The sequence below is a fragment of the Streptomyces zaomyceticus genome (assembly GCF_014656215.1).
Taxonomy (GTDB): Bacteria; Actinomycetota; Actinomycetes; order Streptomycetales; family Streptomycetaceae; genus Streptomyces; species Streptomyces zaomyceticus.
Window position 1 is genome coordinate 12,231 of record NZ_BNBZ01000022.1, and the last position, 26,454, is coordinate 38,684.

Annotated in this window: 17 protein-coding genes, 1 pseudogene and 1 riboswitch; of the genes and pseudogenes, 9 read left to right on the top strand and 9 right to left on the bottom strand. The window is 69.9% G+C overall.

The features are described from left to right. Positions 1-6: 6 nt before the first annotated feature. Both IE311_RS25345 and IE311_RS36825 read right to left on the bottom strand, forming a co-directional pair. On the bottom strand, positions 7-1,911 hold the full coding sequence (locus tag IE311_RS25345; protein ID WP_189834118.1) for an alkyl/aryl-sulfatase: 1,905 nt from the start codon (positions 1,909-1,911) through the stop codon (positions 7-9). A 518-nt stretch (positions 1,912-2,429) separates the two neighbouring features. Next, a pseudogene (locus IE311_RS36825) lies at positions 2,430-2,609 on the bottom strand (CorA family divalent cation transporter); the annotation flags it as partial. A 1,281-nt stretch (positions 2,610-3,890) separates the two neighbouring features. Between IE311_RS36825 and IE311_RS25355 the strand changes: the two are divergent. The 3 genes from IE311_RS25355 to IE311_RS25365 all read left to right on the top strand — a co-directional run bounded on the left by IE311_RS25355 (position 3,891) and on the right by IE311_RS25365 (position 10,381). Then, the gene (locus IE311_RS25355; RefSeq protein WP_229902146.1) at positions 3,891-8,408 is read left to right on the top strand and encodes a DEAD/DEAH box helicase; all 4,518 of its coding nucleotides are present in this window, start codon (positions 3,891-3,893) and stop codon (positions 8,406-8,408) included. Further along, entirely contained in the window at positions 8,405-9,289 is an 885-nt protein-coding gene (locus IE311_RS25360) for a hypothetical protein (protein WP_189834119.1), read from the top strand. Before IE311_RS25355 ends, IE311_RS25360 begins: the two co-directional genes overlap by 4 nt. Positions 9,290-9,532: 243 nt before the next feature. Further along, positions 9,533-10,381: a DUF5655 domain-containing protein gene (locus tag IE311_RS25365; protein ID WP_229902147.1), complete on the top strand. Its 849-nt coding sequence runs from the start codon at positions 9,533-9,535 to the stop codon at positions 10,379-10,381. 150 nt (positions 10,382-10,531) lie between these two features. Here the strand turns inward: IE311_RS25365 and IE311_RS25370 are convergent, their stop codons facing one another. Continuing rightward, a complete protein-coding gene (locus IE311_RS25370; RefSeq protein WP_229902148.1) occupies positions 10,532-10,948 on the bottom strand; it encodes a TIGR03618 family F420-dependent PPOX class oxidoreductase in 417 nt (138 codons plus the stop codon). A gap of 180 nt (positions 10,949-11,128) precedes the next feature. After that, positions 11,129-11,455: a DUF6087 family protein gene (locus IE311_RS25375; protein WP_189834121.1), complete on the bottom strand. Its 327-nt coding sequence runs from the start codon at positions 11,453-11,455 to the stop codon at positions 11,129-11,131. Between the two features lie 233 nt (positions 11,456-11,688). Between IE311_RS25375 and IE311_RS25380 the strand changes: the two genes are divergently transcribed. After that, complete coding sequence (locus tag IE311_RS25380) at positions 11,689-12,024, top strand: nucleoside triphosphate pyrophosphohydrolase (protein WP_189834122.1); 336 nt, start codon at positions 11,689-11,691, stop codon at positions 12,022-12,024. A 543-nt stretch (positions 12,025-12,567) separates the two neighbouring features. Further along, a protein-coding gene (locus IE311_RS25390; protein WP_229902149.1) for an IS5 family transposase occupies positions 12,568-13,427 on the top strand; the annotation gives its coding sequence in 2 pieces (ribosomal slippage) (positions 12,568-12,910 and positions 12,910-13,427; 861 coding nt in all). A gap of 5 nt (positions 13,428-13,432) precedes the next feature. On the opposite strand, the gene IE311_RS25395 is transcribed toward IE311_RS25390, so the two are convergent. Continuing rightward, the gene (locus tag IE311_RS25395; protein WP_189834123.1) at positions 13,433-13,810 is read right to left on the bottom strand and encodes a hypothetical protein; all 378 of its coding nucleotides are present in this window, start codon (positions 13,808-13,810) and stop codon (positions 13,433-13,435) included. Positions 13,811-14,796: 986 nt separating this feature from the next. Between IE311_RS25395 and IE311_RS36830 the strand changes: the two genes are divergently transcribed. After that, positions 14,797-14,994 carry a helix-turn-helix transcriptional regulator gene (locus IE311_RS36830; protein WP_229902150.1) on the top strand — a complete coding sequence of 66 codons (198 nt, stop codon included), beginning with the start codon at positions 14,797-14,799 and terminating at the stop codon, positions 14,992-14,994. After that, positions 14,985-16,400: a tyrosine-type recombinase/integrase gene (locus IE311_RS25400; protein ID WP_189834124.1), complete on the top strand. Its 1,416-nt coding sequence runs from the start codon at positions 14,985-14,987 to the stop codon at positions 16,398-16,400. Before IE311_RS36830 ends, IE311_RS25400 begins: the two co-directional genes overlap by 10 nt. 139 nt (positions 16,401-16,539) lie before the next feature. Here IE311_RS25400 and exaC read toward each other — a convergent pair whose 3' ends face one another. Both exaC and IE311_RS25410 read right to left on the bottom strand, forming a co-directional pair. Next, a complete protein-coding gene (exaC, locus tag IE311_RS25405; RefSeq protein WP_189834125.1) occupies positions 16,540-18,063 on the bottom strand; it encodes an acetaldehyde dehydrogenase ExaC in 1,524 nt (507 codons plus the stop codon). A 44-nt stretch (positions 18,064-18,107) separates the two neighbouring features. Next, positions 18,108-19,400 (bottom strand): GAF domain-containing protein, encoded by a 1,293-nt coding sequence (locus IE311_RS25410; RefSeq protein ID WP_229902151.1) that lies wholly within the window; start codon positions 19,398-19,400, stop codon positions 18,108-18,110. 286 nt (positions 19,401-19,686) lie between these two features. After that, a riboswitch (ZMP/ZTP riboswitch) is annotated at positions 19,687-19,795 on the top strand. 28 nt (positions 19,796-19,823) lie between these two features. Between IE311_RS25410 and IE311_RS25415 the strand changes: the two genes are divergently transcribed. Next, entirely contained in the window at positions 19,824-20,678 is an 855-nt protein-coding gene (locus IE311_RS25415) for a bifunctional 5,10-methylenetetrahydrofolate dehydrogenase/5,10-methenyltetrahydrofolate cyclohydrolase (protein ID WP_189834126.1), read from the top strand. 138 nt (positions 20,679-20,816) lie between these two features. Beyond that, positions 20,817-21,890 carry a hypothetical protein gene (locus IE311_RS25420; RefSeq protein ID WP_189834127.1) on the top strand — a complete coding sequence of 358 codons (1,074 nt, stop codon included), beginning with the start codon at positions 20,817-20,819 and terminating at the stop codon, positions 21,888-21,890. Here the strand turns inward: IE311_RS25420 and IE311_RS25425 are convergent. Further along, entirely contained in the window at positions 21,871-23,250 is a 1,380-nt protein-coding gene (locus tag IE311_RS25425) for an SWIM zinc finger family protein (protein WP_189834128.1), read from the bottom strand. The genes IE311_RS25420 and IE311_RS25425 overlap by 20 nt on opposite strands. After that, positions 23,247-26,318 carry a DEAD/DEAH box helicase gene (locus tag IE311_RS25430; RefSeq protein WP_373313962.1) on the bottom strand — a complete coding sequence of 1,024 codons (3,072 nt, stop codon included), beginning with the start codon at positions 26,316-26,318 and terminating at the stop codon, positions 23,247-23,249. The genes IE311_RS25425 and IE311_RS25430 overlap by 4 nt, the downstream gene beginning before the upstream one ends. Positions 26,319-26,454: the final 136 nt, after the last annotated feature.

The window sequence follows — 26,454 nt, forward strand, 5'->3', positions numbered from 1 at the left end:
GGCACTTCAGGGGGTCACAACGGGGAAGTCGGGATCGAAGGTGTCGAGGAGCCCGGCGAGTGTGTCCAGGGCGCTTGCGTCACCGTCCAGCTTGACCTTCCCGGCCTCGACGAGCTTCGCGGCGCTGCCCGGCTTCAGCAGCACACCCACGAGCTCGGGCTTCGGGCCGCTGACGGTGAGCTGGGTGTCGGGCGAGGCGCCGCGGCGGGCGTTGAGCACGCCGCGTGCGATCCAGATCGTCCAGGTCTCGTCGCTCTCCGTGAACGTGAAGTCGACGCGCAGCTCGGCCGACGCCGCCTGCTCGCCGATCACATGGACGGCGACGAAGTCAAAGAGGATGTCGACGGGCATGGCGAGGATGGTGTCCGGGCTCGCGGTGGCGAAGGTGGCGGGCTGGACGCCCTCGCGCAACTCCTTCGCGGCGGTGAGGAAGATGCCGCGCCACTGCGGCCCCTCGGCCTGGTAGCCCATCTGCTCGTACGCGTCGGCCTGGAGTCCACGGGCGGCATGGTGATCGGGCTGGGCGAAGACGAGCGTGTGCAGGATCTGAGCCGCCCAGCGGTAGTCGCCGGCGTCGAAGGCGCGCCGGCCCTCGGCCATGATGCCCTCGGCGCCGATCAAGTCGACGAAGCGCCGGGCGGACTCGACGGGCGTGTGCGGGTGCAGGGACACCGGATCGCCGTCCCACATCCCGAGTTCCTTCGTGAAGACGGCCCGCACGTCGTGGTGGAGCGTGCCGTGGTAGCCGCGGTTGAACCACCTGCGGCCCAGCTCCTCGGGCAGCTCGATCACCTCGGCCGCCTCCAGCGGCGTGTACCCCTTGTTGGCGAGACGCAGCGCCTGGTCGTGGATGTACTTGTACGTGTCGCGCTGCGACTCCAGGAACGAGGCCACGACCCCGTTCTCCCACACCGGCCAGGTGTGCGGCCCGTAGTGCACCTGTGCCTCGCCGCCCCACCGCTCCAGGGTCTCGTCGAGATAGCGCGCGAAGTTGCGGGCGTCACGGGTCCGCGCGCCGCGCAGCGTCTGGATATTGTGGAGCGAGTGGTTGGCGTTTTCCGCGCAGGTCAGCGCCGCCAGCTCCGGGATCCAGATGTGCATCTCCTCAGGCGCCTCGGTGTCCGGCGCGTAGAGGAACTCGAACTCGACACCGCCCAGTTCACGCTTCGAGCCCGTCTCCGTGACGCCGTCAGTCGGCGAGATGTACGAGACGGTCACACCGGGAAGCGACGTGATGCCGATGCCGCAGGTGACGCACCCGGTCGGGCCCAGGTCGAGGAGACTTCCGAAGGCGTAGCCGGCCCTGCGTGACATGGCGTTGCCCGCGATCACGTTCTCGCCGATCGCGTGCTTGTCGAAGGAGGCGATGGTGCCGGGGGCGATGATCGGCACCTTCCCCGAGGCCACGTCCTCGGCGCTCACAACGCCCTTGACCCCGCCGTAGTGGTCGATATGGGTGTGGGTGTAGATCACCGCGGCCACCGGCTTGTCGCTCACGTGCTCCCGGATCATCGCCATGCCCTGCGCCGCTGCCTCGACGGAGGACATGCAGTCGACGATCACCAGCCCCTTGTCGCCCTCGACGACGGTGAGATTCGCCAGGTCGTTGTTGCGCACCTGGTAGATACCGTCGACCACCTTGTACAGGCCGCCCTTGCGCATCACCTGCGACTGCCGCCAGAGACTGGGGTGCACGGTGTCCGGTGCCGGGGCGTCCTCGGCGAGGTAATCGAACCTCGCCGAGTCGAATATGAGATGCCCATCGGCTCCGTAGAGCTTGTCCGGGAAGGGCGCCAAGAATCCCCGGTCCGCATCGGTGAAGTCCTGCCGATCGTCCATGTCGTAACGTGTCGCAGCCTCGCTGTTCGCGGCAGCTGTGGCGGGTGTGGCTCGCTTGGGTACGTAGGCCATGACGACCCCTCCTGATCCGCCGCGACCGTCACCCACTCCCTTGACGCGGCCGCGAACCGTTCGGCATCTCCCCATAGCGTCGCCGGAGGGGTCCCCGGCGACGCTATGGGTGGGGCCGAACGGGTGACGAAGGGCGCGCTCAGTGAGTGGACCCGGGGCAGCTCTACGTGCCGGAACGGAGTACCGGTGTTCCTTCGGGTCTCGTCAGCCGCGTACGGGATGGACGTACCGCCCGTCGTCGCTACCTGTCATGAACCGCGCCGTTGGTGAGCTGAGCCGAGGTCGGTTGATTGTGTGATGGGTCGGGTGGATGGCGCAGGCGGGAGGTGCGGTCGGCCGCTCAGATTCTCCCCAGATTCGTTCCAGCACCGGGGAACCCACGATGGCCGAGGTCATGGGCCCGTCTGGGGGAGGGCAAGGAGATCACCAACATCCCTTCTCGCCCTATATGACCGGTTCATGCAGGAGGTGCGGTAGCAAAACCGTGTGTGCTGTGCGTGTGAGGTGGTCGCCTCCTGTAGCCAGTCCCGGCGCTTGAAGATGGCGTACAAACTGACGCATACGGCCCCCATCAGGCCGATCGCGAAGGGGTATCCGAGGCCCCAGTGGAGCTCCGGCATCGAGTCGAAGTTCATGCCGTAGACAGTTCCCACGAGTGTGGGAGCAAAGAGGATGGCGGCCCAGGACGAGATCCGCTTGAAGTCGTCGCCCTCAACGCGCTGACCTGCGGGGATAGCCGAGTGAGGTCTGCTGAGCTGCGACTTTGCAGATTTCCAGGGCTTTCATAGTGATGCCGTCTTACGTGGTCGATTCTCCCCAGCCACTCCCCAGGCGCCTCCATTCTCCCCAGATTCTCCCCAGCCGCGTCCGTCCCGTGCTGCCATTCTCGCTGGCGAGGGATCTCAGTCGAGGCGCGGAATGTGGTAACGCACCGTATCGGTGGACGGCCCCCGAGTGGGTTGCCGCGTCGCGCTGCGAAGGCTTTGCCGCTGGGAGGGTCACGGGTATTGATCAGCACCATGCCGTTCCAGGGATTGCTCGTCGGGGCCCGTGTGGGTGGTTCTCGCGTGTCCGTTGACGTCGAACCACTGGTACATGCGCGGGCGATGCAGCAGTCAGGGGAAGGGAACCAGCGTGTCGCCACGCAGGCCACTCGGAGACGAGCAGGATGCCCTCGTATCTACGACCTGAGGAGCCCTGTTGCCCCGAGCCTCGAAGGCGTCGGTCCCCACCCGCGCACGCAATACGAAGAGCGCGATCGAGGCCATCCTCGACGCCGCCACAGAGCTGAGGCCCACGCCCGGATATATCAACGGCACGGACTACGCGGACTGGTCCGTCGAGGCTACGCCGGGCCTCCTGCGCGCGCTGGCGGACCTGGCCCAACACCACGAAGAGAGCGAACTCGCAGAAGACCTCCGCAGGTTCAGCGGGCCCATGTGCTTGGAGCCGTTGTACGACGACCCGTCCAAGAACCGCTCCCCTCGATCGTTCTGCGCGGAAATTGTGGCGAGCGAGGGAGGACCTGCCCGGAACACAGCCCTGCGAATGCAGATGCCTTGGGCCGATGCATCTACCCCGACCGGGGAAGGTTGTGCCGGGAGCCTCGCGTACATGGAAAGGATCGGTGCGCCGGGCACGTGGAGCGGTGCCTCGTGGTCCAGCTGGACGGCACGGTGTGCGGTAGGCGGACCTGTGGAGTTCCGAAGCACAAGCGGATTGCTGCGGCGTCAGCGGGGGAGGCTGCGGCAGTTCCTGCATCGTCGTAACGCCAGCCAAGCGGGATGGTGTTGAGCCGATCGTGGACGTCTGCCGTCGATCTCCGTCAAGGCGTTGGTGCTATGTGAACTCGTCCGGGTAGTTCATGGCGACCTTGCTCCGACCTACCTCGCCTGTCGTGCACGAAGTGCAACTATCGGCTACTGCCTGTGATCGCCTTGCTGCTTTGGTGAGGCCGTGTGCTCTTGTGAAGGTTCGTCATGGCGACTCTCTCCTCCGATCAGTCAGCTCAGGTGCCGCGTCCCTCGCTCGGTGCCCGGGTGGACCTCAGTGCTCTTGATTCTTCGGTGTTCTCCAAGCTGCTGGAGAAGGCGCACGAGGCCCGGCACCTCACGCCGGAGCTGGCTGCCGAGGCGGCCGTCCGTGCTGGAAACGGCCAGCTGGGTGTGAAGGAGCTACGGTTGCTCCTCCTCCAGTTCAAGGGGCCGCGCCTCGCCGAGCAGGCGAGGGCGGCGGCCTGGACGGTGGTAGGGGCGAGGCCAGAGCTCGCGACGTCGTTGTTGCACTCGCACGCCCAGGACACTGGCGTCCCGACTGCCCTCGTGGTGCGAGACCTGAATACCGGTGGTCCTGAACTGTTCGTCGTGCAGGCCGGCTGGCGTGACCAGGGTCGGCAACTCCACGGCGCTGCAGCAACCCGCGGGACGAAGAAGGCAGCGCTGCAGGCAGCTGCCGTGAGCCTGCTTGGTCACATGTCCGGCTGCGAGCCGGTGGAGCAGCGCGACTTCGCCGAGAAGGGCTGGCAGTCGGCGGCCCGCTACTCGGCCGGCTCGGCGATGGCAGCCGCTGACCCGAACTTTGCATCTCGGCTGCTCGTCGCTCTCGCGCAGCCGGTCGTGGCCCCGGCCGTGGTTGCGGAGGTAGCCACACGGATCGCTGCGGGTGCGCTGATCCCGCGAGATCTTCATGCCGTGCTCTTCGACGCCGCGTCCTCTGCCTGGGATCCGGCCCGTAAGGCGGTGCTGTGCGCTGCTGCCGAGACACCTGGGGCCGCGGTCGCTGTGCTGACGCTGTATCACTCTGTGCGCAATCAACCTGTCCCAGTGTTCAAAGAGGAGCAGAAGCCCGGAGACGCGGTGCTGTTCCGGTCTCACGTCACGTACGTCACCGATGGCGAGACGGCGACCGTGACCGGTCCGTGGCGCAGCAACAAGCGCGACGCCCGTGGCGTGGTCGCACTGCGCGTTCTGTCCGATCTCGCGGGTCTGCCCGTCGAGATTCCCCTGCCGAGGCAGCAGCAAGCGCCTGCTCCGGCTGCCAAGACGGCCGCTCTCGGCGCGCAGGATCGGCTCCTTGTGATGCAGGAGGGTGGTGTCATCAGCGAGTTGGCCTTCAAAGAGCAGCCGAGCATCACGGGGCTGGAGCCCTTGTTCGTGTGTGTGGCCGCCTGCGTCAGCAACGGGCAGGTGCTCTCGGGCACCGGCCGTAGCGTGGGAAGGTCCGGCGCCCGTCTTGAAGCGGCGAAGCACCTGCTCAGTGAGTGGAAGCGGACGAAGGCGCCCGCACTCCCGGTTTGGCCGGGACAGGGCAGCGTACCTGCGTTCAATGAGATGACTGCCCTCCAGGTGTTGAACCAGCTCAAACAGAAGGGCCGGATCTCCAAGTTGGTCATCGGTGATCCCCGGCTCGAGCCCGGGGCCGGATATCTCGCGACTGTCAGGTGCCGGGTCGCCGGACAGGACCTGCGGGCGGAGGCGGCCGGAGCGGCGAAGCGGCCGGCCCAGCGAAACGCGGCGAAAGCTATGTTGGAGCTGCTGGCCGCGCCCCCCAGCATCCCGCCGCAAGCTGCTGAGCCGGAGCCGGATATCCACGACGACCGCGTGAGGCATGGGCCCGCTGGACCGGTCGCCGGAGCCGACGACATCACCGCGGCAGCGGCTTCCCTGGCGGCCCTGTTGCGGCAGGGAGCGGAACTCACCATCGACATCCAGGGCGGAAGTGCACGATTCCTGCTGTACAGCGCTGATGGCTTGCCCATGCAGGAGATGCCCCATCGGCCGATCCGCCCCATCACAGCCGCGCTGGTCCTGCCGAACACGGGAGCCGCGATCCGGGTCCAGCTCGTGGAGTGCTGGCACGTCCCGCTGCGTTTGCTGGCCAACGTGATCGCCTTGGAGGAGGAACGCGGCAAGGAGGCGCATTCAGTCAGCGTGTGGCGACAGGTGATCCGTCTCGGGCTGGCCGTCGCGGCCGACGGCCGCGTCTACCCCGAGCTGGCCGACGACGGGACGGACGTGTGGCGAGCCGGTCCGTTGACTGCCGAAGAGGAAGAGTGGGTGGGGCGACTCGCCGATGCCATGGTGCCGCCGGCGCACTGCGGCATGGTCACCGACACGAAACCGCACCGACTGTGGTCCCCGAGAACCGCGGTCCTCGCCGGAATCGACACGGTCGCCGAGGCGATGCTCCGCGGCCCGGGTACGTCGACCGTGCTCGGCCACGGGCCGTTTACAGGGTCGGTTCCCCAGCCCCAGCACACGCCAGCCCTCGTCCAGTGGGGCGACGCTCTGCGGGACGGAGAGGGCGCCGAGGCGCTGGAGCTGGTTCTGTCGGTCCGCGCCCCCCAGAAGGACAGCCCGGACGACACCGAGCTCCTCTGGGCAGACCTCCGTCTTCGCATGCCGGATGCTTCGACGGTCCATGAACGGAACTGGCGCCCTGCTGCGGACATCGCCTCCGACCCTCAGCTCGTTGCCCTCCTGCGCCGCCGGCTGCGTCACATCGCCGCCGAGTGGGCACCCGCCGAACGGCTCCTGGAAAGGCCCGCCCCTGACACCTTCACTCTGCGAGCGGCTGAGGCCGTTCTTCTGAGAGGACAAGCCGCCCAACAGCTGGAACGGGCAGGGCTGCGTGTGGAGTGGCACCACAAATGGACAGACCGGCTACGTACCCGTGCGGTGCTGGAGCGCCGCCCGGCAGCCCCAGCCTCCGCAGCGCGCCCCCGGTTCGCCCTGGACGATGTACTCGACGGACGCTGGCAGCTGTCGGTGGCCGGCGGCGACCTGTCCGACAGCGAGATGGACGACCTCGCGAAGACCTCCGTGCCGCTGGCGAAGGTCCGTAACCAGTGGGTGCTTGTCGACGAGGAGACAGCCCAGCGGGCAGGACACCGCGTGATGCCGCCCGTCGCCGCTGACCAGGCGCTGAGGGCCACCCTGACCGGCCAGATCAACATCGACGGCACCACCTTCGACTGCGAGCCAGCGGGCGACCTCGCCGAACTCGTGGACTTCCTGCGCGCCGGCTCACGAAGCGCACCAGTGAACTCACCCCACGGGCTGTCGGCCACTATGCGCGACTACCAGAAGCTCGGCCTCGCCTGGCTGGCGAACACCACCGACGCTGGCTTCGGAGCCCTCCTCGCCGACGACATGGGACTCGGAAAGTCCCTGACCGCCCTCGCGCTCCACCTGCACCGCCGCGACGGTGCGCGTCGGCCTACTGGGCCCTCCCTGATCGTGTGTCCCGCTTCCATGGTGATCAACTGGGAACGTGAGGTACAGCGGTTCGCCCCCACGGTGCCCACCGTCCGCTACCACGGCCCGGACCGCACCCTGGACGGCACGACGCACCGCACCGTGGTGATCACCACGTACGAGACCATCCGCCGCGACATCGACGTCCTCGTCGCGCACCCCTTCGACCTCGTCATCGCCGACGAAGCGCAGCTGATCAAGAACCACCGGACCGGTACGGCCATGGCCATGCGACGCCTCCAGTCCCAGATCCGCATCGCCCTGTCCGGGACCCCCGTCGAGAACAACCTCAACGACGCCTGGTCTCTGATGGACTGGCTCAACCCCGGCCTGTTCGGAGCGCTGCGAACTTTCCGGGAGCAGTTCGGCAAGCCGATCGAAGCCAACATCACCGACACCGAGCTGACCGACCGCCTCAGTGGCCTCCTTAAAGCCTTCATGCTCCGCCGGCGCAAGAGTGACCCCGGAGTCCTGCCCGAACTCCCGCCCAAGGTCCACAGCCCGCGAATCGTCACACTGACGCCCGAGCAGGCGGCCCTATACCAGCACGTCGCCGACGAAACGCTCCGTGAGATCCGTGCCGCTGAAGGCATCGCGCGCAAGGGTCTCCTGCTCAAGCTCTTCGACCAGCTGCAGAAGATCTGCAACGCGCCCGAGCACTTCCTGGACGAACCGCTCGGCGATGCCTACGACCCCGAACAGGCTGCCGCCCGATCCGGCAAGCTCGCGGCCCTCGACGACCTCCTGCCCATCCTCCGCAACCCGGACGAGTCCTGCCTCATCTTCACCCGATACCGGGCGATGGCGCACCGCCTCGTCCATCACCTGCAACGCCACGGCATCAACACGCTCTACTTCAGCGGCGACATCTCCGCCGGCCGCGACCGCCAGCGCATTATCGACACCTTCCAAAACCGCCCCGGCCAAACCATGGTCATCACCGTCAAGGCCGGCGGCACCGGCCTCACGCTCACCCAGGCCAGCCACGTGATCCTCTTCGACCGCCCCTGGAACCCAGCCAAGGAAAGCCAGGCCATCGATCGAGCGCACCGCCTCGGCCAGACCCGCACCGTCACCGTCCACCAGCTCACCACCGAGAACACCCTGGAAGACCGTGTCGACGAACTCCTCCGCCACAAACGCGCCCTGGCTGACGCCATCCTCACCAGCGACAGCTCCGCCCTCAGCGAGCTGACCGACGGCGAAATCTGCGAGCTGATCGCGCTGGGAGCTCGACGATGAACCACACCAACCTCTGGGCCGACCACTTCGGCACTGCCGCGAGCGTCGCCATCGCCGACCAGGAAACCTTCCTTGCCGGCCGAGCGGACCTGGACGAGCGAGGCATCGAGCGCTTCCTGATCTCACCCGGACGTATCTCCGGCCTGGTGACCGCACGCAACACAGGCGCGGAGCTCCATGCCGCCATCACGCTGCCGGTCCTCACCTCCGACCAGGCGGCCAACCTCGGAACAGCAACGCCCCAGTGCGGGCACCACGAAGCCGACGACGCCGCACTGCCCGACTGTATGGCCGAGCCAGCCCACATTGGCGGAGTGAACCTTCTCCCCGATCCCGCTCAACTCAGCTTCGCCTGTACCTGCCCGGCCACCTCCGCTTGCCGTCACGCAGCCGCGCTCGCCCATGCATTCCTCGACCGGCTACGCACCCACCCAGGGGACCTCGCCGTCCTGCGCGGCCTGCGTCAGCCCTCTCTCCCTGCCCAGGACATCCCCGCCGCGGACACGAGCGCCGGCACCAGAACGAAGACCCGGCTCTCGGCACACCACGCCTGGACCTGGTTTCGGGAATGCACTGACCTGCCTTCCATCCCCAACTACTTGCCCTCGCTCTCCAACGAGCCGCCCAGCCCCGCAGCCTGGCTTCCGCCACCCCCGCCCGCACCCACCAGCGAGCACCTGCACGCCCTCGTCAACGATGCCGCGACCTGTGCCACGGACTTCCTCCGCAGCGGAGCCCCGTTGGAGTGCGCCTGGGACACAGACGCCATCCGTCTCGCCTCCCGAATTCCACACATCCGCATCTCAGACGTCGCCGACCGCCTGGGACTCGACATCGGGGAGCTACGCGACCGGATCACAGCGACCCGCACGTCGAGGTAACGGGAGAACGAGGGACGGAGACCGCAGTCTGGGATGGCTTCATGAAAATCCAATAGCCCATCCATCACGAGAGCCCGGCGGCAGCGGCCGATCTGGACGCAGTAGTCGTCGACTTGGGCGGCCTCGGATGCAGAGGCGGCTGGAAGGCTGTCTGGAAATATCCCTCCGTTCGAGAGCGTTACCGCTCGGCAATCACGAGCGCGGAGGTGGCTGGACCTGAAACTGTTCGACACGGCAAACGGCGTGACCGAGGTCACGCCGTGGCTGGCTGAGACTGAGGCCGATGTGCAGGCGCTCGTCGAGAGCGCGATGGAGCCCATGCTCGGGGTCCGCTTTCTGGCCACCGAGTACAACACCGGCCCCGTCCACGGCGGGCGCATCGACTCGCTCGGGCTGGACGAGAACGGCTCGCCGGTGATCGTCGAGTACAAGCGGGCGACCGACCCGGGTGTCCTGTCGCAGGGCCTGTTCTACGTGGCCTGGCTGATGGACCACCGGGAGGAGTTCGAGGCCCTGGTCCGCGAGCGGCTCGGACTGGCGGCAGCCGCCGGCGTCCTGTGGAGCACGCCCAGGCTGATCTGCGTGGCCGGCGGCTTCACGCGCTACGACCTGCACGCGGTGCGCGAGCACCGCCGGTCCATCGACCTCGTGCGCTACACCATGCTCGGCGAGCACCACATCGCGCTGGAGACGGTCGCGTCGGTCGCTGCCCAGGGCAGCGGGACGCGGCGGCAGAGCCTGCGCGGCGGACGGGGCACGTCACCGCGCCGGCGGACCGACGCCATGGCAGAGCTCGAGGCCGTGGTCGACGAGACGCTGCTCGGGCTGGGCGAGGGCGTGACGAAGGTCGAGCGCAAGCAGTACGACGCCTACCAGCGACTGCGGAACTTCGCCTGCGTCACCGGACGGCAGGACAAGCTGCTGGTGTACCTCAAGGTCGCGCCGGCCACGGTGGAACTCGTGCCGGGCTTCACTCGGGACGTGACCGGGCTGGGCCATCACGGCACGGGCGACCTGGAGGTCCAGCTGCGCTCCGAGAAGGACGTGGAGCGGGCACTGGAGCTGTTCCGGCTGTCGTACGCCGCGGCGTAGCGCTTGGCGGGGCGGGGATCTCGGTGGTGGAGGTGCCTTTCGACGGAGGGGCGGGGAGTGGCGGTGGTGTCGTCCATCCTCCGCAGGATCCCCGGTTTCGGAAACCGGGGATCTTCGCCTATATTGCGCCCGCGCCGAGGCCGGGCGGGGTCACCAGTCGGAAGGCTTGGTGGGTCCCAGGGCGCGGGTGACGGTGATCTCGATGACGACCCGGTTGGGATTCACGCGCGGGATCTTGTACCGCTCGGTGTACCGGCGCTCGGCGTCGGCGACGGCGGCGGGGTCGTCCTTGATGACGGCGGTGCCTTCGAGGGTGGACCAGCGTCGGCCTTCGGCCTGGCTCACGTTGACGCGGGCTTCGCCCCCGGCGGCCAGGGCGGCGCGGACGTTGCGGACCTTCTTGTTGCTGCCGTCGGTGATGACGCGGGCGATCCGCGTCTCGGGGTCGTAGGTGACGCCGACCGGGGTGGTGTGCGGGGAGCCGTCGGGGCGGAGGGTGGTCAGAAAGCAGGTCCGGCGCTCCTGCCAGAACAGGTCCCCATCGGTGGGAAGGGGGGCGGTGTCCAACGGTCGGTCTCCTCGGTGCGATGGCTCGGACGCCGGAACGACGCCCTGCGGGTCGCTTCGACCGTAACGCGGAGCTATCCGCATCAGAGGGTCAGGTGCTGCGGCCGAGCGAGGTCGGGGGAGGAATCGAAGGCGGCTTCGAGATGAGCGAGGGACGCGAGGCCGGGACACACCTCGGACCTACTGGTCCCGATCCTCAGCGGAGGACGGCTTCCGGTGCCGGCCGCGTCCCTCGTCCATGGCAGGCCGGTCCCACTCGGCAGGCTTCTCCTGCATGGGCGGCGGCGGATACAACAGGGCCTTCGCGGCAGCCAAGTCCTCGACGACGCCGACAACCATCCACTCGCTACCGGTCCACTCCTCGATCGCTCTCGGGGCCTCGGGGTCCACGTGGGCCCCACGATGAGGGCCGTCACCGAGCGGCACCGCGCGCCGCCTGCCCTTCGAGGCGGCCTGGCGTGCATCGCGCCAGCGAGCCCACTCCTCCAGCGGTTCGTCATCCTGCATCCGGGCATCGTGACCGAGGTACGGGCCGGGCCGCCACCCTGTCCCCCGCACGGGTGATGGCCGAAGGTAGAACGCGCCCGGCGGTCGGCATCCTGTGGGCAGGATGACGTGATCCATTCAGCCCGGTCCGGCCAGCCGGGGCGAAGTGGAACAACACGGTCAGCCGCACGTGTTCGCATCTCCTCAGGGCAGACGGACACCCGGCGGTCACTCATTGAGCTGAGGAAGGTCTGATGGCAGGCACCGAGACGAGCGCTGGAGACGGCAAGTCGGTGCGGGACCGGATCCCGCAGATCATCCGGAATGAGGGAGCCGATCCGGTTACCTATGTCGCAGGGGCCGAGGAGTACCGGGCCCGGCTGCGGGAGAAGCTGCGTGAGGAGGTCGCGGAGCTCCTGGACGCGGATGAAGGGTCGGCGCCCGGCGAGCTGGCCGACGTGGCGGAGGTGCTGCTCGCGCTTGCCGCTGATCTCGGCCTCAGCCCGGAACAGCTGGAAGCGATCCGCGTTGCGAAGGCAGGCGAGCGAGGCAGCTTCGCCGGACGGATCGTCTGGATGGGTAACCGCTGATACAAGGGGCTGGCCACTGACGTCCACAGCAGGGGCCGTGAAGCCGGCTCGTCGTATTCACGCAGCGGCTGAATCGGGGCAGAGAGTAGTTCAGGCGTGGCAGGTGGGGGACAGCCCGAGCCAGCCGGGGGTGGGCGGCCCGGAGACCTCGCCGAAGTACAGCACCATGGTCTGGCGCCAGCGTTCGACGGCGGCGCGGTCGGCCATGAAGCCGACGAACTCGCGGGTGTGGGCGTTGGGGACGTCCCAGATGCCCTGCCCCGCGGGGGTAACGTCGGTGCGAAATACGGTGCCGCCGCCCGTCGGGGACTCCGGCTGGATGGCGGCTGGGCGGGGCGGTCGAGGACGACGAGTTCGCCGGCTCAGTGCGTCAGTCGGAAGGGGGCCAGCGGTGAGCGGGCGATACCGGAGTCGCGAGGGGGACGCGGCGGCGGCCCGGGAGCTGGACCGGCTCTCGGAGCGGCTTCACTGTGTGGGACTTCGTCGAGTCGTCGCCAGTGGCCTTGAGCGTGTCTCTTTGATCGGTTGGTCAGTTGATCGGATGTGTCCGTCCGGTTAGTGATCACTGATGCGATGTGGGACCGGATCGAGCCGCTGATGCCGGCCGATCCGGTCCGCGGCCGGCGGTGGGCCGATCACCGCCGAACCCTGGAAGCCATCGCGTGGAAATACCGCACCTGCTCGCCCTGGCGGGACCTGCCGGACGAGCTCGGCTCGTTCCAGACCGCCCACAAACGCCTGATCAGGTGGGCCGTGGACGGCACCTGGGAACGCATCCTTGCCGCGGTCCTGACAGCGGCCGAGGGCGCTGACGACATCGGCTGGACCGTGTCGGTGGACTCCACCGTCTGCCGAGCCCACCAGCACGCCGCCGGAGCCAGGAAAAAGGGGCTCCAGGCCGGGCCGAACCCGACGACAACGCACTCGGACGCTCCCGCGGCGGCCTGAGCACGAAGGTCCACCTCGCCAGCGACAGCCGTGCACGACCCCTGGCCCTCCGCGTCACCGCAGGCCAGGCGGGCGACGCCCCGGCCTTCGAGACCGTCATGGCCGCCATCCGCGTTCCGCGAAGCGGACCCGGAAGACCGAGGACCCGACCCGATGCCGTCCTGGCGGACCGCGCGTACTCATCTCGGGCAATCCGGAGTCACCTCCAGCGACGCGGGATCCGCGCTGTCATCCCTCAGCCGTCCGACCAGGTCGGCCACCGCCTGCGGCGAGGCCGTGCAGGTGGCCGACCGCCGGCCTTTGACGCGGAGGCGTACAAACAGCGCAACGCGGTCGAGCGATGCATCAACCGGCTCAAGCAGTGGCGCGGCCTGGCTATGCGAACGGACAAGCTCGCCATCGCCTACCAGGCCGCACTCCACCTCGCCGCCATCCTCATCTGGGCACGGCGATAGCCCGCTCAGCGATCGACCACCCAGCGCGCGTCCATCGGCCAGGACCCCGTGCCCACGATGTGCTCCACGAGCCGGAACGCCTCACGGATGGGGAGGGTGTCCTCATCTGGATACTCGTCGTCCTGTCCGTTGGAGAGGACGAACCCGTCACTCGACCCATCAGCTCCGGGGTCCACGGCATGCTCGCCGGGATCGCCCTCGTCTTCGAGCAGCATCACCATCGCACGCTCGGTATTCGTCACGAAGGACAGCGACCGTCCGGACGAACTGGTCAGCCATGTCTCAAGCTGACCGCTGTCGATCCTCGACCGAAGAACCTCCAACACCATCTCGGACGACACAGGCACAAGGCTGTCGTCACTGATCACCCACGACTCGATCACGAGCACGACGATCTCACGGACGCTTCAAAGAGACAGTCCCTAGCCGCCGCTGTCGGCGCGAGCGGCTACCTCTGCGGCACCGGCGGGATGCGCTATCTGGAAGTCAAGCCGTTTGCTGAGCAAGATGTGATCGTTGTGCCGTTTCGCTCGCCGCTGGCGGGTGTTTGGGAAGGCGCGCGAGAGGTCAGCGCCATGTCTCCGCTCATGGGCCACGGGATTTCTGTGGTCGTCGACCAGGTACGCGATGTGACAGACGTGCATCGGGGCTGTGCCAGTTCCACCTAGGTACAGGCCCTTGGCGGTGCTGCATCCCGCTGCTACTCGGAAGGCGCGCTCCTCCGATCAAGCCCTGTGCGACTGCGCTGCAAACTACTTGAGCACCCGGCCGAGCGCAGAAGAAAGAAGACGGTTCGGCCTCGAGTTTGCTTACAGCAGACAGGGAGCCTCCGGCCAGGACTGGAATAAATCGAAAATGCATGCCAACCTACAACACCCCTGATCAAGGCAGGCCTGGGGGTTCGCGCCCCGGAAAGGCCGGATTCCATTCGAGGAGGACCTCTGTTCAGCCCCGCTCCAATCCCTCAGTTCCGCAGCCGCTCCGCCCCTCCCTCTTCGCCGGTGAGGGCATCCCCTTCCGCTCGCCGACGGTGACTCTTCACCGAAGGCTTGGTCCAGGTCGGATTCATCCGTCGTAGGCCCTATGTTTTACAGCTTGCAGCTCACCTGAGCCCCGACCAGTTGCCTGTCGGCCTGGGTGGGGTGGCATTCGCTGGCGGATATATAGCAGACGATCCCCGGTTTCCGAAACCGGGGATCGTCTGGATCATTGCTGCCGGTCGCTTCGCTCCACCTCGCGGTGGAGCGAAGCGACTGAAATGGTCACTCGCCGAGCGGGTTGAAGACTGGCGGTCGCCCGAACGTGGGGGCTGTGTGCGGTGCATCCGTGCGACTTCGATCAGGCTGGGCGTCGATTGAATGGGGAAGATATGGCGCGCCCGCCCGCTTTGAAGCTCGCGGAAGTATTGGCGGAGATCCGTATGAGTCCGTCAGCCTTTTACCGACTGCGGTCGCGGGGGCAAGCGCCTCGAATGATCAAGCTGCCGAACGGTGAACTCAGGTGTCGCCGTGCAGATTTGGATGCCTGGTGGGAGGCATGTGAGAGGGATCCTGACAATTGGCGCTGAGCTACAAGGTCCGATTCTGGGAGATACGAGAGCGTCCCGGTCGGCGGAGCCGATTCCAGGTCAGGTGGACCGTCAGTGGGCGCGAGTGGTCCGAGTCGTTCGCCGCCTACGCGCTCGCTGAGAGCAGGCACGCGAAGCTGCTTACTGCAGCACGCGAGGGCGAGCCTTTCGATGAGGCAACCGGCCTGCCGGCCTCCGAACTTCGGGCCATCAAGCAGCGCACCACCTGGTACGACCTCGTTCACGAATACATCGACCAGCGCTGGGAGCGCACACCAGGAAATACCCGCCGCACCCTGGCCGATGCGTTCGCGACCGTCACACCAGCCCTCGTGCAGCCCGGTAAGACCTTTGCCGAACCGCGGGTACTGCGGCGCGCCCTGTACTCGTGGGCGTTCAACAAGAACGCGTGGGCGCGCGAGCCTGACGAGGAGTGGCGGAGTGCCCTGGACTGGATGAGGCGGAACTCGTTGCCCGTCGGGGCTCTCGCTGATGCTGACGTGCTGCGCAGGGCTCTCGACGCCTTGGGGCGGAAGCTCGATGGCAAGGTGGCGAGCGCGAAGACAGCCCGGCGCAAGAGGTCTGCCTTCAGCGAGGTACTCAACACCGCCGTCGAGAAGGGGTACTTCGCCCAGAACCCTCTTCATGGGATCAAGTGGAGCCCTCCGCAGGTCAACGAGGAGGTAGACCCGGCTTCCGTACCCAACCCCGCGCAGATCACTCGCTTGCTCGACGCCGTCGCTGGCCTGCCCGGACGTGGACCGCACCTGGTGGCGTTCTTCGGCTGCATGTACTTCGCGGCCATGCGGCCGGCGGAGGTCATCCATCTCCGGATTGAGCAGTGCCACCTGCCCAAGTCGGGATGGGGGATGCTGAATCTGTCCGGGGGTGTCGTCACCGCCGGCAAGGAGTGGACGGATGACGGCAGTGTGTACGAGGTTCACTCCCTCAAGCGACGCGCAGCCACCGCGACGCGTCCTGTCCCGATCCCGCCGCAGTTCGTCCGCATGCTTACCGCCCACATAGAGAGGTTCGGCGTGGAGCCGGACGGCCGCCTGTTCCGGAACCGGGAAGGGAACTATGTGGAGGCATCGGCCTACGGCCTGACGTGGGCGCGGGCCAGGAAGCATGCTTTGACGCGCATGGAGCTTGACTCAGGCCTGGCCAAGCGGCCGTATGACCTCCGCCATGCCGGCATCTCCTTCTGGCTGTACTCCGGTGTGGATCCGGCCGAATGCGCTCGCAGAGCCGGTCAGAGCATCGAGGTCCTCTTCCGCTTCTACGCCAAGTTCCTGGACGGCGTTCGAGAGCAGGCGAACCGTCTCATCGAGCAGTCCATGGAGGAATGGGACCGTGTCAGCCGGGGTGTCACCCCCTCAGCCGGACCGGACTTGGACCGGAAATAGACCGGAAGAGCTGGTCAGGAGTGGGATGGCAGTGGGAGAAACTGGGAGTTACACCGCATAACCTATCTCGCGCTGGCCGACGCGACCGGTGGGCGCCTGCCTGGGTAAAAGCCCAGGTCAGGCGCCCTTTCTTGTGCCCCTAGAAGAAGCCGAGCTTCTTCGGCGAGTACGACACGAGAAGATTCTTCGTCTGCTGGTAGTGGTCCAGCATCATGCGGTGGTTCTCGCGGCCGATGCCCGACTGCTTGTAGCCGCCGAAGGCGGCGTGGGCCGGGTACGCGTGGTAGCAGTTCGTCCATACCCGGCCCGCCTGGATGGCGCGGCCCGCGCGGTAGGCGGTGTTCGTGTCGCGGGTCCAGACGCCCGCGCCGAGGCCGTACAGGGTGTCGTTGGCCGTGCGGATCGCGTCGTCGAAGTCGGTGAACGAGGTCACCGCCACCACCGGGCCGAAGATCTCCTCCTGGAAGATCCGCATACGGTTGTCGCCCTCGAAGATCGTGGGCTGGATGTAGTAACCGCCCGCCAGTTCGCCGCCGTGCTCGACGACCTGGCCGCCCGTCAGGATCTTCCCGCCCTCCTTCTGGCCGATCTCCACGTACGACACGATCTTCCGGAGCTGTTCCGCGGAGGCTTGTGCGCCGATCATCGTGGTCGTGTCCAGGGGGTGGCCCGGGACGATCCGCTCGGTGCGGTCGACCGCCGCCTCCAGGAACTCGCCGTAGTGGCCCCGCTGGACGAGGGCGCGCGAGGGGCAGGTGCAGACCTCGCCCTGGTTGAGGGCGAACATCGTGAAGCCCTCGAGGGCCTTGTCGCGGAAGTCGTCGTCCGCCGCCCACACGTCGTCGAAGAAGATGTTCGGCGACTTCCCCCCGAGTTCCAGCGTCACCGGCTTCAGGTTCTCGGTGGCGTACCCCATGATCAGCCGCCCCGTCGCCGTCTCGCCGGTGAAGGCGATCTTGGCGACGCGCGGCGAGGAGGCGAGCGGCTTGCCGGCTTCCTCGCCGAAGCCGTTGACGACGTTCAGGACGCCGGGCGGCAGCAGGTCCGCGACCAGGCCGAGCCAGAAGTGCACCGAGGCCGGGGTCTGTTCGGCCGGCTTGAGGATCACCGCGTTGCCCGCCGCCAGCGCCGGGGCCAGCTTCCAGACCGCCATCAGGATCGGGAAGTTCCACGGGATGATCTGCGCGACGACTCCCAGCGGCTCGTGGAAGTGGTACGCGACGGTGTCGTCGTCGATCTCGCTCAGCGTGCCCTCCTGGGCCCGCAACGCCCCCGCGAAGTAGCGGAAGTGGTCGATCGCCAGCGGGATGTCGGCGGCCAGCGTCTCCCGGACCGGCTTGCCGTTGTCCCAGGTCTCCGCGACCGCCAGCGCCTCCAGGTTGCTCTCCATCCGGTCCGCGATCCGCAGCAGGATCGCCGCGCGCTCCGCTGGCGCCGTCCGCCCCCACGCCGGGGCGGCCGCGTGCGCCGCGTCCAGGGCGCGTTCCACGTCCTCCTCGGTGCCGCGCGCGACCTCGGTGAAGGGGCGGCCGTCGACCGGGCTCGGGTTCTCGAAGTACCGTCCGCGTGCCGGAGCGACGTACGCGCCTCCGATCCAGTGGTCGTAGCGGGCCTCGTACGACATGAGCGAGCCCTCGGTACCGGGTGCGGCGTATCGGGTCATGGGCATGGCCTCCCTGGGACGTGCCGGCCGTCCCCGGCCGACGCTCACCGGCGAGTGTGCGGACCCGGACGTTGCAAGGCCGTTGCACCGGCGGAGAGTTCCGCCTCCAGGGAGTCGAGCCGTGCGCGTACGGGCGGGAGCTGCGACGCCGGGACCGCCGCGCACAGTGCGCGCCAGACCAGCACGTCGTCCTCGCCCCACGTGCTGTACGCCCAGTCGGCCAGCAGGCCGGGATCGGCCCGGTCCACCAGAGCCGCCCGCAGCCGGTCCGCCAGCCGCTCCCGGAGCCGTACGACCCCGGGTGCGGCGGAGGCCGGGAGCAGCGGGCCCGCGTAGGCCCCGGCCGCCGCCGCGACGGCCCCCGAGGCGAGCCGCCGGTCGACCGCCGTGAAGTCGGTGTCGACCAGGCCCGTCAGCCGGTACGGCCGCGACCGCAGCAGATCGGGACCCAGCAGCCCCCGGAGGCGGGACAGCTCCGCCCGCAGTGTCACCGGGGTGACCGACTCGTCCTCGTACAGCAGTGTGAAGAGTTCCTCGCCGCCCACGCCGTCCGGGCGGTGCGCAAGCAGCACCAGGATCTCGCTGTGCCGGCGGCTCAGCCGCACCCGGCGTCCACCGGTCGAGAGCAGTGCCTCGTCGCGACCGAGCGCCGACAGGCCGAGCCCGCCCGGCGCCGGTGCGGGTGCGAGAAGCGCCAGCTGGGACTCGGCGGCCCGCGCCACCGCCTGGACGAAGCCGAGACTGTGCGGGTGCGCGAGCCGGCTTCCGCCCGTGATGTCGACCGCGCCGAGCACCCGCCCACTGCGCGGATCGTGCACGGGGGCGGCGGCGCAGGTCCACGCCCGGACCGGATGCCGGAAGTGCTCGGCGGCGACCACCTGCACCGGGCGGTCGACGGCGAGGGCTGTCCCGGGCGCGTTCGTCCCGGCCGCCGCCTCTGACCAGCGTGCCCCGGCCACGAAGTTCATGCCGCGCGCCTTGCGCAGGGTGGCCGGATGACCCTCGACCCACAGCATCCGCCCGGCGGCGTCGCATACCGCGAGAAGATGCTCCCCGTCCGTCGCGTACGCCCCCATCAGCTCCCTGATCACCGGCATCGCCGCCGCCAGCGGATGACCGTCCCGGTACGCGGTCAGCTCGTCCTCGTCCAGCTCCACCCGCGCCGCCCCGTCCGGACTCACGCGCGCGCGTGCGGAGCGCTGCCACGACGCGGCGACCAGCGGTCTGACGTGTCCGGAGCCGGGAGCCTGAGCCGCAGGGCCGGGCGCTGCCCTTCCGTGGGCGGGGGACGCCTCGCCCGGGCCGAGGGGTGCCACCCCGGACTCCTGGGGTGCCACCTCGGACTCCTGGGGTGCCACCCCGGACTCCGGGGGAGCCCCGCCGGACGACGGGGGAGCCTCGCCCGAGACCGGGGAATCCTCGGCAAGGACCTTGCCCGTCGTGGACGAGGCCCTCGCCCCCGTTCGCCCGGCCACCCACGCATCGCTCAACTCGGCCTCCCCGTCGAGGTCGTCCGGCTCGTCGGGCACATCGTGGTGCGGCGGCGCGCCGCAGACAAGGTCCCCGGCACCCGGGCATATGCACCCTGTCCGGGAGCCGTCCCCGACCCCTCACGTAGAGTGGGGCTCGGGCCGTGACTGGCGCTTGAGGTGGATCACCACCGGGGAGCGGCCCGGCGGGAGCGCGTTCCACCGGCGCGCCCGTACCGATGCCGTGCGCCTGGGCGAATCACCGGTCAGAGACGACGCCCAGGAGTTCCCATGTCCACCAGCACCGCCACCCTCATGGACGGCACGGCCCTCGCCCGCCGTACGGTCGAGGAGACCGCCGCCCGCGCCGCCGAGATCACCCGCCGCACCGGCGTCACCCCCTGTCTCGCGACCGTCCTCGTCGGCTCGGACCCGGCCTCCGTGACGTACGTGAAGATGAAGCAGAACCGCTGTGCCAAGGCCGGAATCCGCTCCAGGCACGTCGAGCTCCCCGCCTCCACGACGACCGAGGAGCTCGTCGCCGCGATCACGGCGCTCTCGCAGGACCCCGAGGTCCACGGCATCCTGCTCCAGCACCCGGTCGGCCCGCACATCGACGAGCGCGCCGCGTTCGAGGCCATCGCCCCGGAGAAGGACGTCGACGGGGTCACCATGGCCTCCTTCGCCGCGATGGGCTTCGGCCTGCCCGGTTTCGTCTCCTGCACGCCCGGCGGCATCATGCGTCTCCTCGACGCGTACGACGTCGAACTCCGGGGCAAGCGCGCCGTCGTCGTCGGCCGCAGCGCGATCCTCGGCAAGCCGGCCGGACTCCTCCTCCTCGGCCGCGATGCCACCGTCACCTACTGCCACTCCCGAACCGAGGACCTCTCCTCCGTGGTCCGCGAGGCGGACGTCCTCGTCGCAGCCGTCGGCAAGCCGAACTTCATCAAGGGCGCGGACATCAAGCCCGGCGCCGTCGTCGTCGACGCCGGCTACAACCCGGGCAACATCGGCGACGTCGACTTCGCGTCGGCCGCCGAGCGCGCCTCCCTCATCACCCCGGTCCCCGGTGGTGTCGGCCCCATGACCATCGCCGTGCTCCTCGCCCAGACGGTCGAGGGCGCGGAGCGTCAGCTCGGTCTGTAGGGACGACGTGTGACGGGGCGAAGGCGGCAGCGGTGGCGTGAGGGAGCGGCGTCGACGATTGTCACGGTTCTGTACGGGCCTCGTCCGGGGCGCGGAAATGGGTGGCCGCACGGCCGCCGACCGGCGAACCTGGACCCCGTGCCGCACCCGTCCACCGACACCCCGCCGCCGGACCGCCGACCGGGCGAACCCGACCCGCACGGCGCGTCCGCCGCGCCCACCGGATCCGGCCCGCCCGTCGGCTCCGCCGTGCGCGGCGAGTCCGCCCCGCGTGACGCCTCCGCTCCGGTCGGTTCGTCCGGCCGGATCGGTTCGTCCGGCCACGGCGCGACCGATGCGAGTCGGGCCGCCCGCCCCGCCGTACCCCCGCGGGCCGGTTCCGAGTCGGGCTGGTCGCCCCGGCTCGTCCGGCTGGGCGCGCCCAGGCCCGGTCCCGCCGCGCGGCGCGCCAACCGCTTCGGCGTGCCGCTCGTCCCGCTGCTGGTGGCCGCCCTCGTGGCCACCGCCTTCCTCGCCGCCCGTGGCGGAACCCCACAGGGTGTGTCCACCGACGGGCGGCCGGGAGGTGCCGAGACCGGCGCGCCGGTGCCCGCCGTCAGTGACGACGACAGGACGCCCGAGCCCACCCCGTCGGCCGACGGAGGCCCCGCGGGCACACACACGCGCGACACCGGGGCCGCCGGCACCTCGACCGCCGACACGCCGACGACGGGTGCGACCACGGACGGCACGCCGACCCGCACCGCGCGCCCACAGCGGTCCGCTCCCTCCGGGGAGAGCCGGGCTCCGACGTCTTCCCACGCCGGGAGCACCGCGACGCCCCGCCCGACCGCCTCCGCGACGCGCGGCGGTGGCTCCACGAGGTCCGTCTCCTTCGAGGCGCTGCGCGTCGGCGACTGCTTCGACATCGATCGCGACGCGCCGGGCACCGCCCTCCGGCGCGCCTGCGACACGCCGCACAGGGCCGAACTCGTCGCCCGGCTCCGCCTCACCGGCCTCCGGGCCACCGACGAGGCGATCCGTGAGGCTGCCACGCTGTTGTGCCGTGAACCCCTGCGCCGCAAGGCCGCACGGCAGCCGGCCGGTACGCGCTGGACCACCTTCGTCCAGTACCCGTACCGAACGAGCTACCTTCTCGGTTCGGACACCGTGGCCTGCAGCCTGGCCGCCCCCTCCGCCATCGGCGGCAGGATCAGCCACCGGCTCCAGTAGGCCCGCCGGCGAGGGCCGTCGCCAGGGCGGTGGCCGGATCGCGGTCCGGCGGACCGGCCGGCGACCAGCGGGCCCCGGACTTGAGGTACGGCCACCAGCGCCCGTCCTCGCCGAGCCGCAGCTGTGCCTCCGCGCCCACCACGGTCCAGCGCGCACCCGCCCGTCGCATCACGGGCCGCTCGTCGTCCTCCCAGGCCTCCGAGAGCCGGGTCCCGGCCCACATGAGCGCCTCGGTGTCCGGCGTCCACTCCTCCTCCAGTACGGCGAGGGCGGCGGCGCCCCCGAACCGCCATGCGCGCGTGGCCAGGTCCATCTCCGCACGCGTCCGCCCCGAACCGGAGGTGAGCCGTGCCGTGAGCCATGGCGCTGGGGAGTCCGACGCGAGCCGCACGGCGTCCTGAGCGACCGTCAGCGGCGCGGCCGCGGCCCAGGATCCGCCGCCTGTACCGCCTGTACAGCCCGCGCCGCCCCCACCGGCCATGAGCCCGCCCGGGGTGCCGCCGCCGAGCGCCTCCACGAGCATCCGGTGCGCGCGGTCCGACGCGTCCGAGGCGAGGAACTCGAGGGCCGCCGGGTCGATCCCCGGCGCCGGTTCCGTCTCCGTGTCCAGGGACGGGGACCGGCCCGGCGCGTCCGGGGCGACCGGCGGGGCGGGCAACGGCGGCAGGAGGAACTCCGCCGCGTACGCCTCCTCGGCCGACACACCGGGCATCCCGCCGACACCCTCGGCGCCTTCGGCCTCCCGCGTGTCGTCCGTTCCCCGCCCGCCGCGCGCGGCACGCGACGCGCTGCGTGCCTGCAGCTGGTCCAGGAGGGTGCGCTCACCGCGCCCCCGCATCAGGAGCAGCACGAACGGGTCCTCGTCGAGGAGACGAGCCACCTGATAACAGAGCGCCGATGTGTGAGGACAGTGGTCCCAGGCCTCGCAGCCGCACTCCGGATCGAGATCGCCGATCCCCGGCAGCAGATCGAGACCGGCCGCCGCCGCGTCCTCCACCAGATGCGGCGGCATCTCGCGATCGAGGAGCGCCGCGATGTGTCCCGCGCTGTCCACGGCGAGGTCGAGGAGCCGTTCCCACTCCTCCTCCGAGAGCTCCCGCACCAGTACGTCGCTGCGGTACGCCGTGCCGTCGCGGTCCTTGACCACCGCCGTGATGCGGCCGGGCCGCACCGACACGGCGCCCACCGCGCCGGCCCGCGCCTGACGGCGTCCAGCCTTCAGCTGCTGGCCGTCGAGCGCCGTGTCCTCCAGGGCCTTGAGCCATGCCCGGCCCCACCAGGTCCGGGTGAAGGCCGCGCCCTGCGTGGGCGGCAGCGCCGCGAACGTCCGCTCGTCGCCCTCGTGTCCGTACCCGCTCATCCTTCGTCCCCCCGCAGTCGTACGAGCTCCGCCAGCTCGGCGTCGGTCAGTTCGGTCAGCTCCTGCGGGGTGTCCCCGCCCGTGCCGAGGACGGAGTCCGCCAGCTCCCGCTTGCGGTCGAGCATCGTCGCGATCCGGTCCTCGATCGTTCCCTCGGCGATCAGCCGGTGGACCTGCACCGGCCGGTCCTGCCCGATCCGGTACGCGCGGTCGGTTGCCTGGGCCTCCACGGCGGGGTTCCACCAGCGGTCGTAGTGCACGACGTGTTCTGCGCGGGTGAGGTTGAGGCCCGTACCGGCGGCCTTCAGGGAGAGGAGGAAGACCGGTACCTCGCCGTTCTGGAAGCGGGCGACCATCGCCTCGCGCTCGGCGACCGGCGTCCCGCCGTGCAGGAACTGGGTCCGCACGCCCCGTGCCGCGAGGTGGGCCTCCAGGAGCCTGGCCATCCCCACGTACTGGGTGAAGACCAGGGTGCAGGCGCCCTCGGCGAGGATCGTGTCGAGCAGTTCGTCGAGCAGCTCCAGCTTGCCCGAACGCCCCTCGATCCTCGGCCGTTCCTCCTTGAGGTACTGCGCCGGATGGTTGCAGATCTGCTTGAGACCGGTCAGCAGCTTCACGACCAGACCGCGCCGCGCCATTCCGTCGGCCTCGGCGATCGCCTCCAGGGTCTCCCGGACCACCGCCTCGTAGAGACCGGCCTGTTCCGGCGTCAGGGAGACGGTACGGTCGGTCTCCGTCTTCGGCGGCAGCTCGGGTGCGATGCCCGGGTCGGACTTGCGGCGGCGCAGCAGGAACGGCCGGACCAGCGCGGCGAGCCGCGTGGCGGCTGCCGGGTCCCGGCCGCCCTCCACGGCGGCGGCGAACCGGGTCCGGAAGGCGCCCAGGCTGCCGAGCAGCCCCGGGGTGGTCCAGTCGAGGATCGCCCACAGCTCGGAGAGGTTGTTCTCCACCGGAGTACCGGACAGCGCCACGCGCGCGCGTGCCCCGATGGTTCGCAGCTGCCTGGCCGTCGCCGAGTACGGGTTCTTGACGTGCTGGGCCTCGTCCGCGACGACGAGTCCCCAGGTCCGCGCGGCGAGTCGTGGCGCGTCGAGGCGCATGGTGCCGTACGTGGTGAGGACGAAGCCGCCGTCGGCGAGGTCCTCCAGGTCACGAGTGGCGCCGTGGAAGCGGCGCACCGGCGTACCGGGTGCGAACTTCTCGATCTCCCGCTGCCAGTTGCCCATGAGCGAGGTCGGACAGACGACGAGGGTGGGCCCCGCCGAGGCCGGGTCGGCCTGGCGGTGGAGATGCAGGGCGATGACCGTGATCGTCTTGCCGAGCCCCATGTCGTCGGCGAGGCAGCCACCGAGGCCGAGGGAGGTCATCCGATGCAGCCAGTCGAGACCGCGCAGCTGGTAGTCGCGCAGGGTGGCGGTGAGCGCCGGGGGCTGGGAGACCTCCGGCCGGCCCCCCTCGGGATCGGCGAGCCGCTCGCGCAGCCGCTCCAGCCAGCCGCTCGCCGCCACCTCGACGGTGTGGCCGCCGATCTCCGCGGTGCCGGTGAGGACGGCCGAAAGGGCGTCCACCGGAGTCACCTTGTGGTCCCGGTGGGAACGGGCCCTGCGTACCTCGGCCGGGTCGACGAGCACCCAACGGTCGCGCAGGCGCACGAGGGGCCGCCCGGCCTCGGCGAGCCGGTCGAGCTCGGCGCGGGTCAGCTCGTGGTCGCCGACGGCGAAACGCCAGTTGAAGCCGAGCAGGGCGTCGGCGGAGAGGAAGGAGGGGAGCCCGGAGGAGCGGTTCTCCTCGGCCTCCTGGGAACCGTCGGCCCCCGCGAAGTCCCCGGCCCCTCCCATGCGAGAGGCCGCTCCGAGTCCCTCGGGATTCTCGAATTCCCCGGTGGTTCCCCGCTGTTCGTCCGCCCCTCCGCCCACCGGCCCGATCACCGCGCTCGCGGTCATCCGGTCGGCGAGCTCGCGCGGCCAGTGGATCTGGACACCGGTCGCGCCCAGGGCCTGTCCCGCCGCGCCGAGCAGCTCCGCGACCTCCTCGTCGGCGAGTTCGACCGTGTCGGGGACGGCCGCCGTGAGGAGCGGGGCCAGCGGAGGCCAGGCACGAGCGGCGCGCCGGAGGGCGAGGAGGACGTCCATCCGGGCCCGGGGACCGAACGCGGCTCCGGTTCGGCCGGAGCCCGCCCACACCTCCGCGGCGTCCGCGACCAGGGTCGGGTCGGCGACGCCGTGCAGCTGCAGCACCGCACGGAAGGCGGGTGCCTCCTCCGACTCGGCGGTGAAGCCGGGAAGTTCGAGGCGGAGCGAGAGACGTACACCGGCGTCGTGCACCGCGGCCACGTCGGCGGCCCACGCCCGGTGCTCGGGAATCGTCCGCGGCGCGTCGGCGGCGAAGGCCGGCCCGTCGGCGGCGAGGGGAGCCGCCGGGGTACGGGGCAGGGTGTCCGCGACGGCGTCGGCGAAGGCGCGGAGCAGCGCCTCCGGTTCGGGCAGGAGCGGCGGCTCGTCCGACGACAACGGTACGGCGTGGGCGGTGGGCGGCATCGACGCGGCGAGCGCCCGCAGTTCGGCCAGCTCGGCGGGGCCGAGAGGGGCGGCCCGCCAGGCATCGACGTCGCCGGGGCTGAGACCCGGCAGGAGCAGGCCGCGTGAGACGAGGTCGAGGGCGAGGAGCGAGGCGGCACCCCAGAAGGCGCTCGCGGGTGACGCGGTGTCGGAGAAGCGGGCGCGGGCGAGCAGCGGCAGGGAGTCCCGTACGGAGAGGGTGAGCGCGGGAACGGTCACCGGCCGGAGACTCCCGGCGTCCACGACCGTGATGTCGACGCGAGGGGAAGGAAGGCCCGGGGTGGTGTCCGGGGCGGCACCCGGCGCGCCCGGCGTCGCGTCCGGCGCGTCCGGGTCGTGTGCGGTGCCGAGCGTGTCCGACAGGTCGTCACCTTCCGGTGACCAGAAGGCGATCCGGCCCGCGCGGGGTGGATCCGCGGGAAGGAAGACGGCGGAGAGGCGGGTGAGTGCGTGGGAGAGTTCCCGAGCGGGTTCGCGGGCGGAATCATCGGGTCCGTGCGACAGCGACAACGCATTCCTCAAATTTGACTACCTGAAGTCCGAGCGGCCGAGGGTACCTGACGCGAAACGGTGACGTCGCACTCGCCTCGCGTGATCCACACCACAGGGCCGCAGTGGTGGGGATCTCCCTACCCCCGGCCCCCGG

Coding starts and splice junctions, on each gene's coding strand:
- IE311_RS25345 (WP_189834118.1), bottom strand. CDS start 1,911: ATGGCCTACGTACCCAAGCGAGCCACACCCGCCACAGCTGCCGCGAAC.
- IE311_RS25355 (WP_229902146.1), top strand. CDS start 3,891: ATGGCGACTCTCTCCTCCGATCAGTCAGCTCAGGTGCCGCGTCCCTCG.
- IE311_RS25360 (WP_189834119.1), top strand. CDS start 8,405: ATGAACCACACCAACCTCTGGGCCGACCACTTCGGCACTGCCGCGAGC.
- IE311_RS25375 (WP_189834121.1), bottom strand. CDS start 11,455: ATGCAGGATGACGAACCGCTGGAGGAGTGGGCTCGCTGGCGCGATGCA.
- IE311_RS25380 (WP_189834122.1), top strand. CDS start 11,689: ATGGCAGGCACCGAGACGAGCGCTGGAGACGGCAAGTCGGTGCGGGAC.
- IE311_RS36830 (WP_229902150.1), top strand. CDS start 14,797: ATGGCGCGCCCGCCCGCTTTGAAGCTCGCGGAAGTATTGGCGGAGATC.
- exaC (WP_189834125.1), bottom strand. CDS start 18,063: ATGACCCGATACGCCGCACCCGGTACCGAGGGCTCGCTCATGTCGTAC.
- IE311_RS25415 (WP_189834126.1), top strand. CDS start 19,824: ATGTCCACCAGCACCGCCACCCTCATGGACGGCACGGCCCTCGCCCGC.
- IE311_RS25425 (WP_189834128.1), bottom strand. CDS start 23,250: ATGAGCGGGTACGGACACGAGGGCGACGAGCGGACGTTCGCGGCGCTG.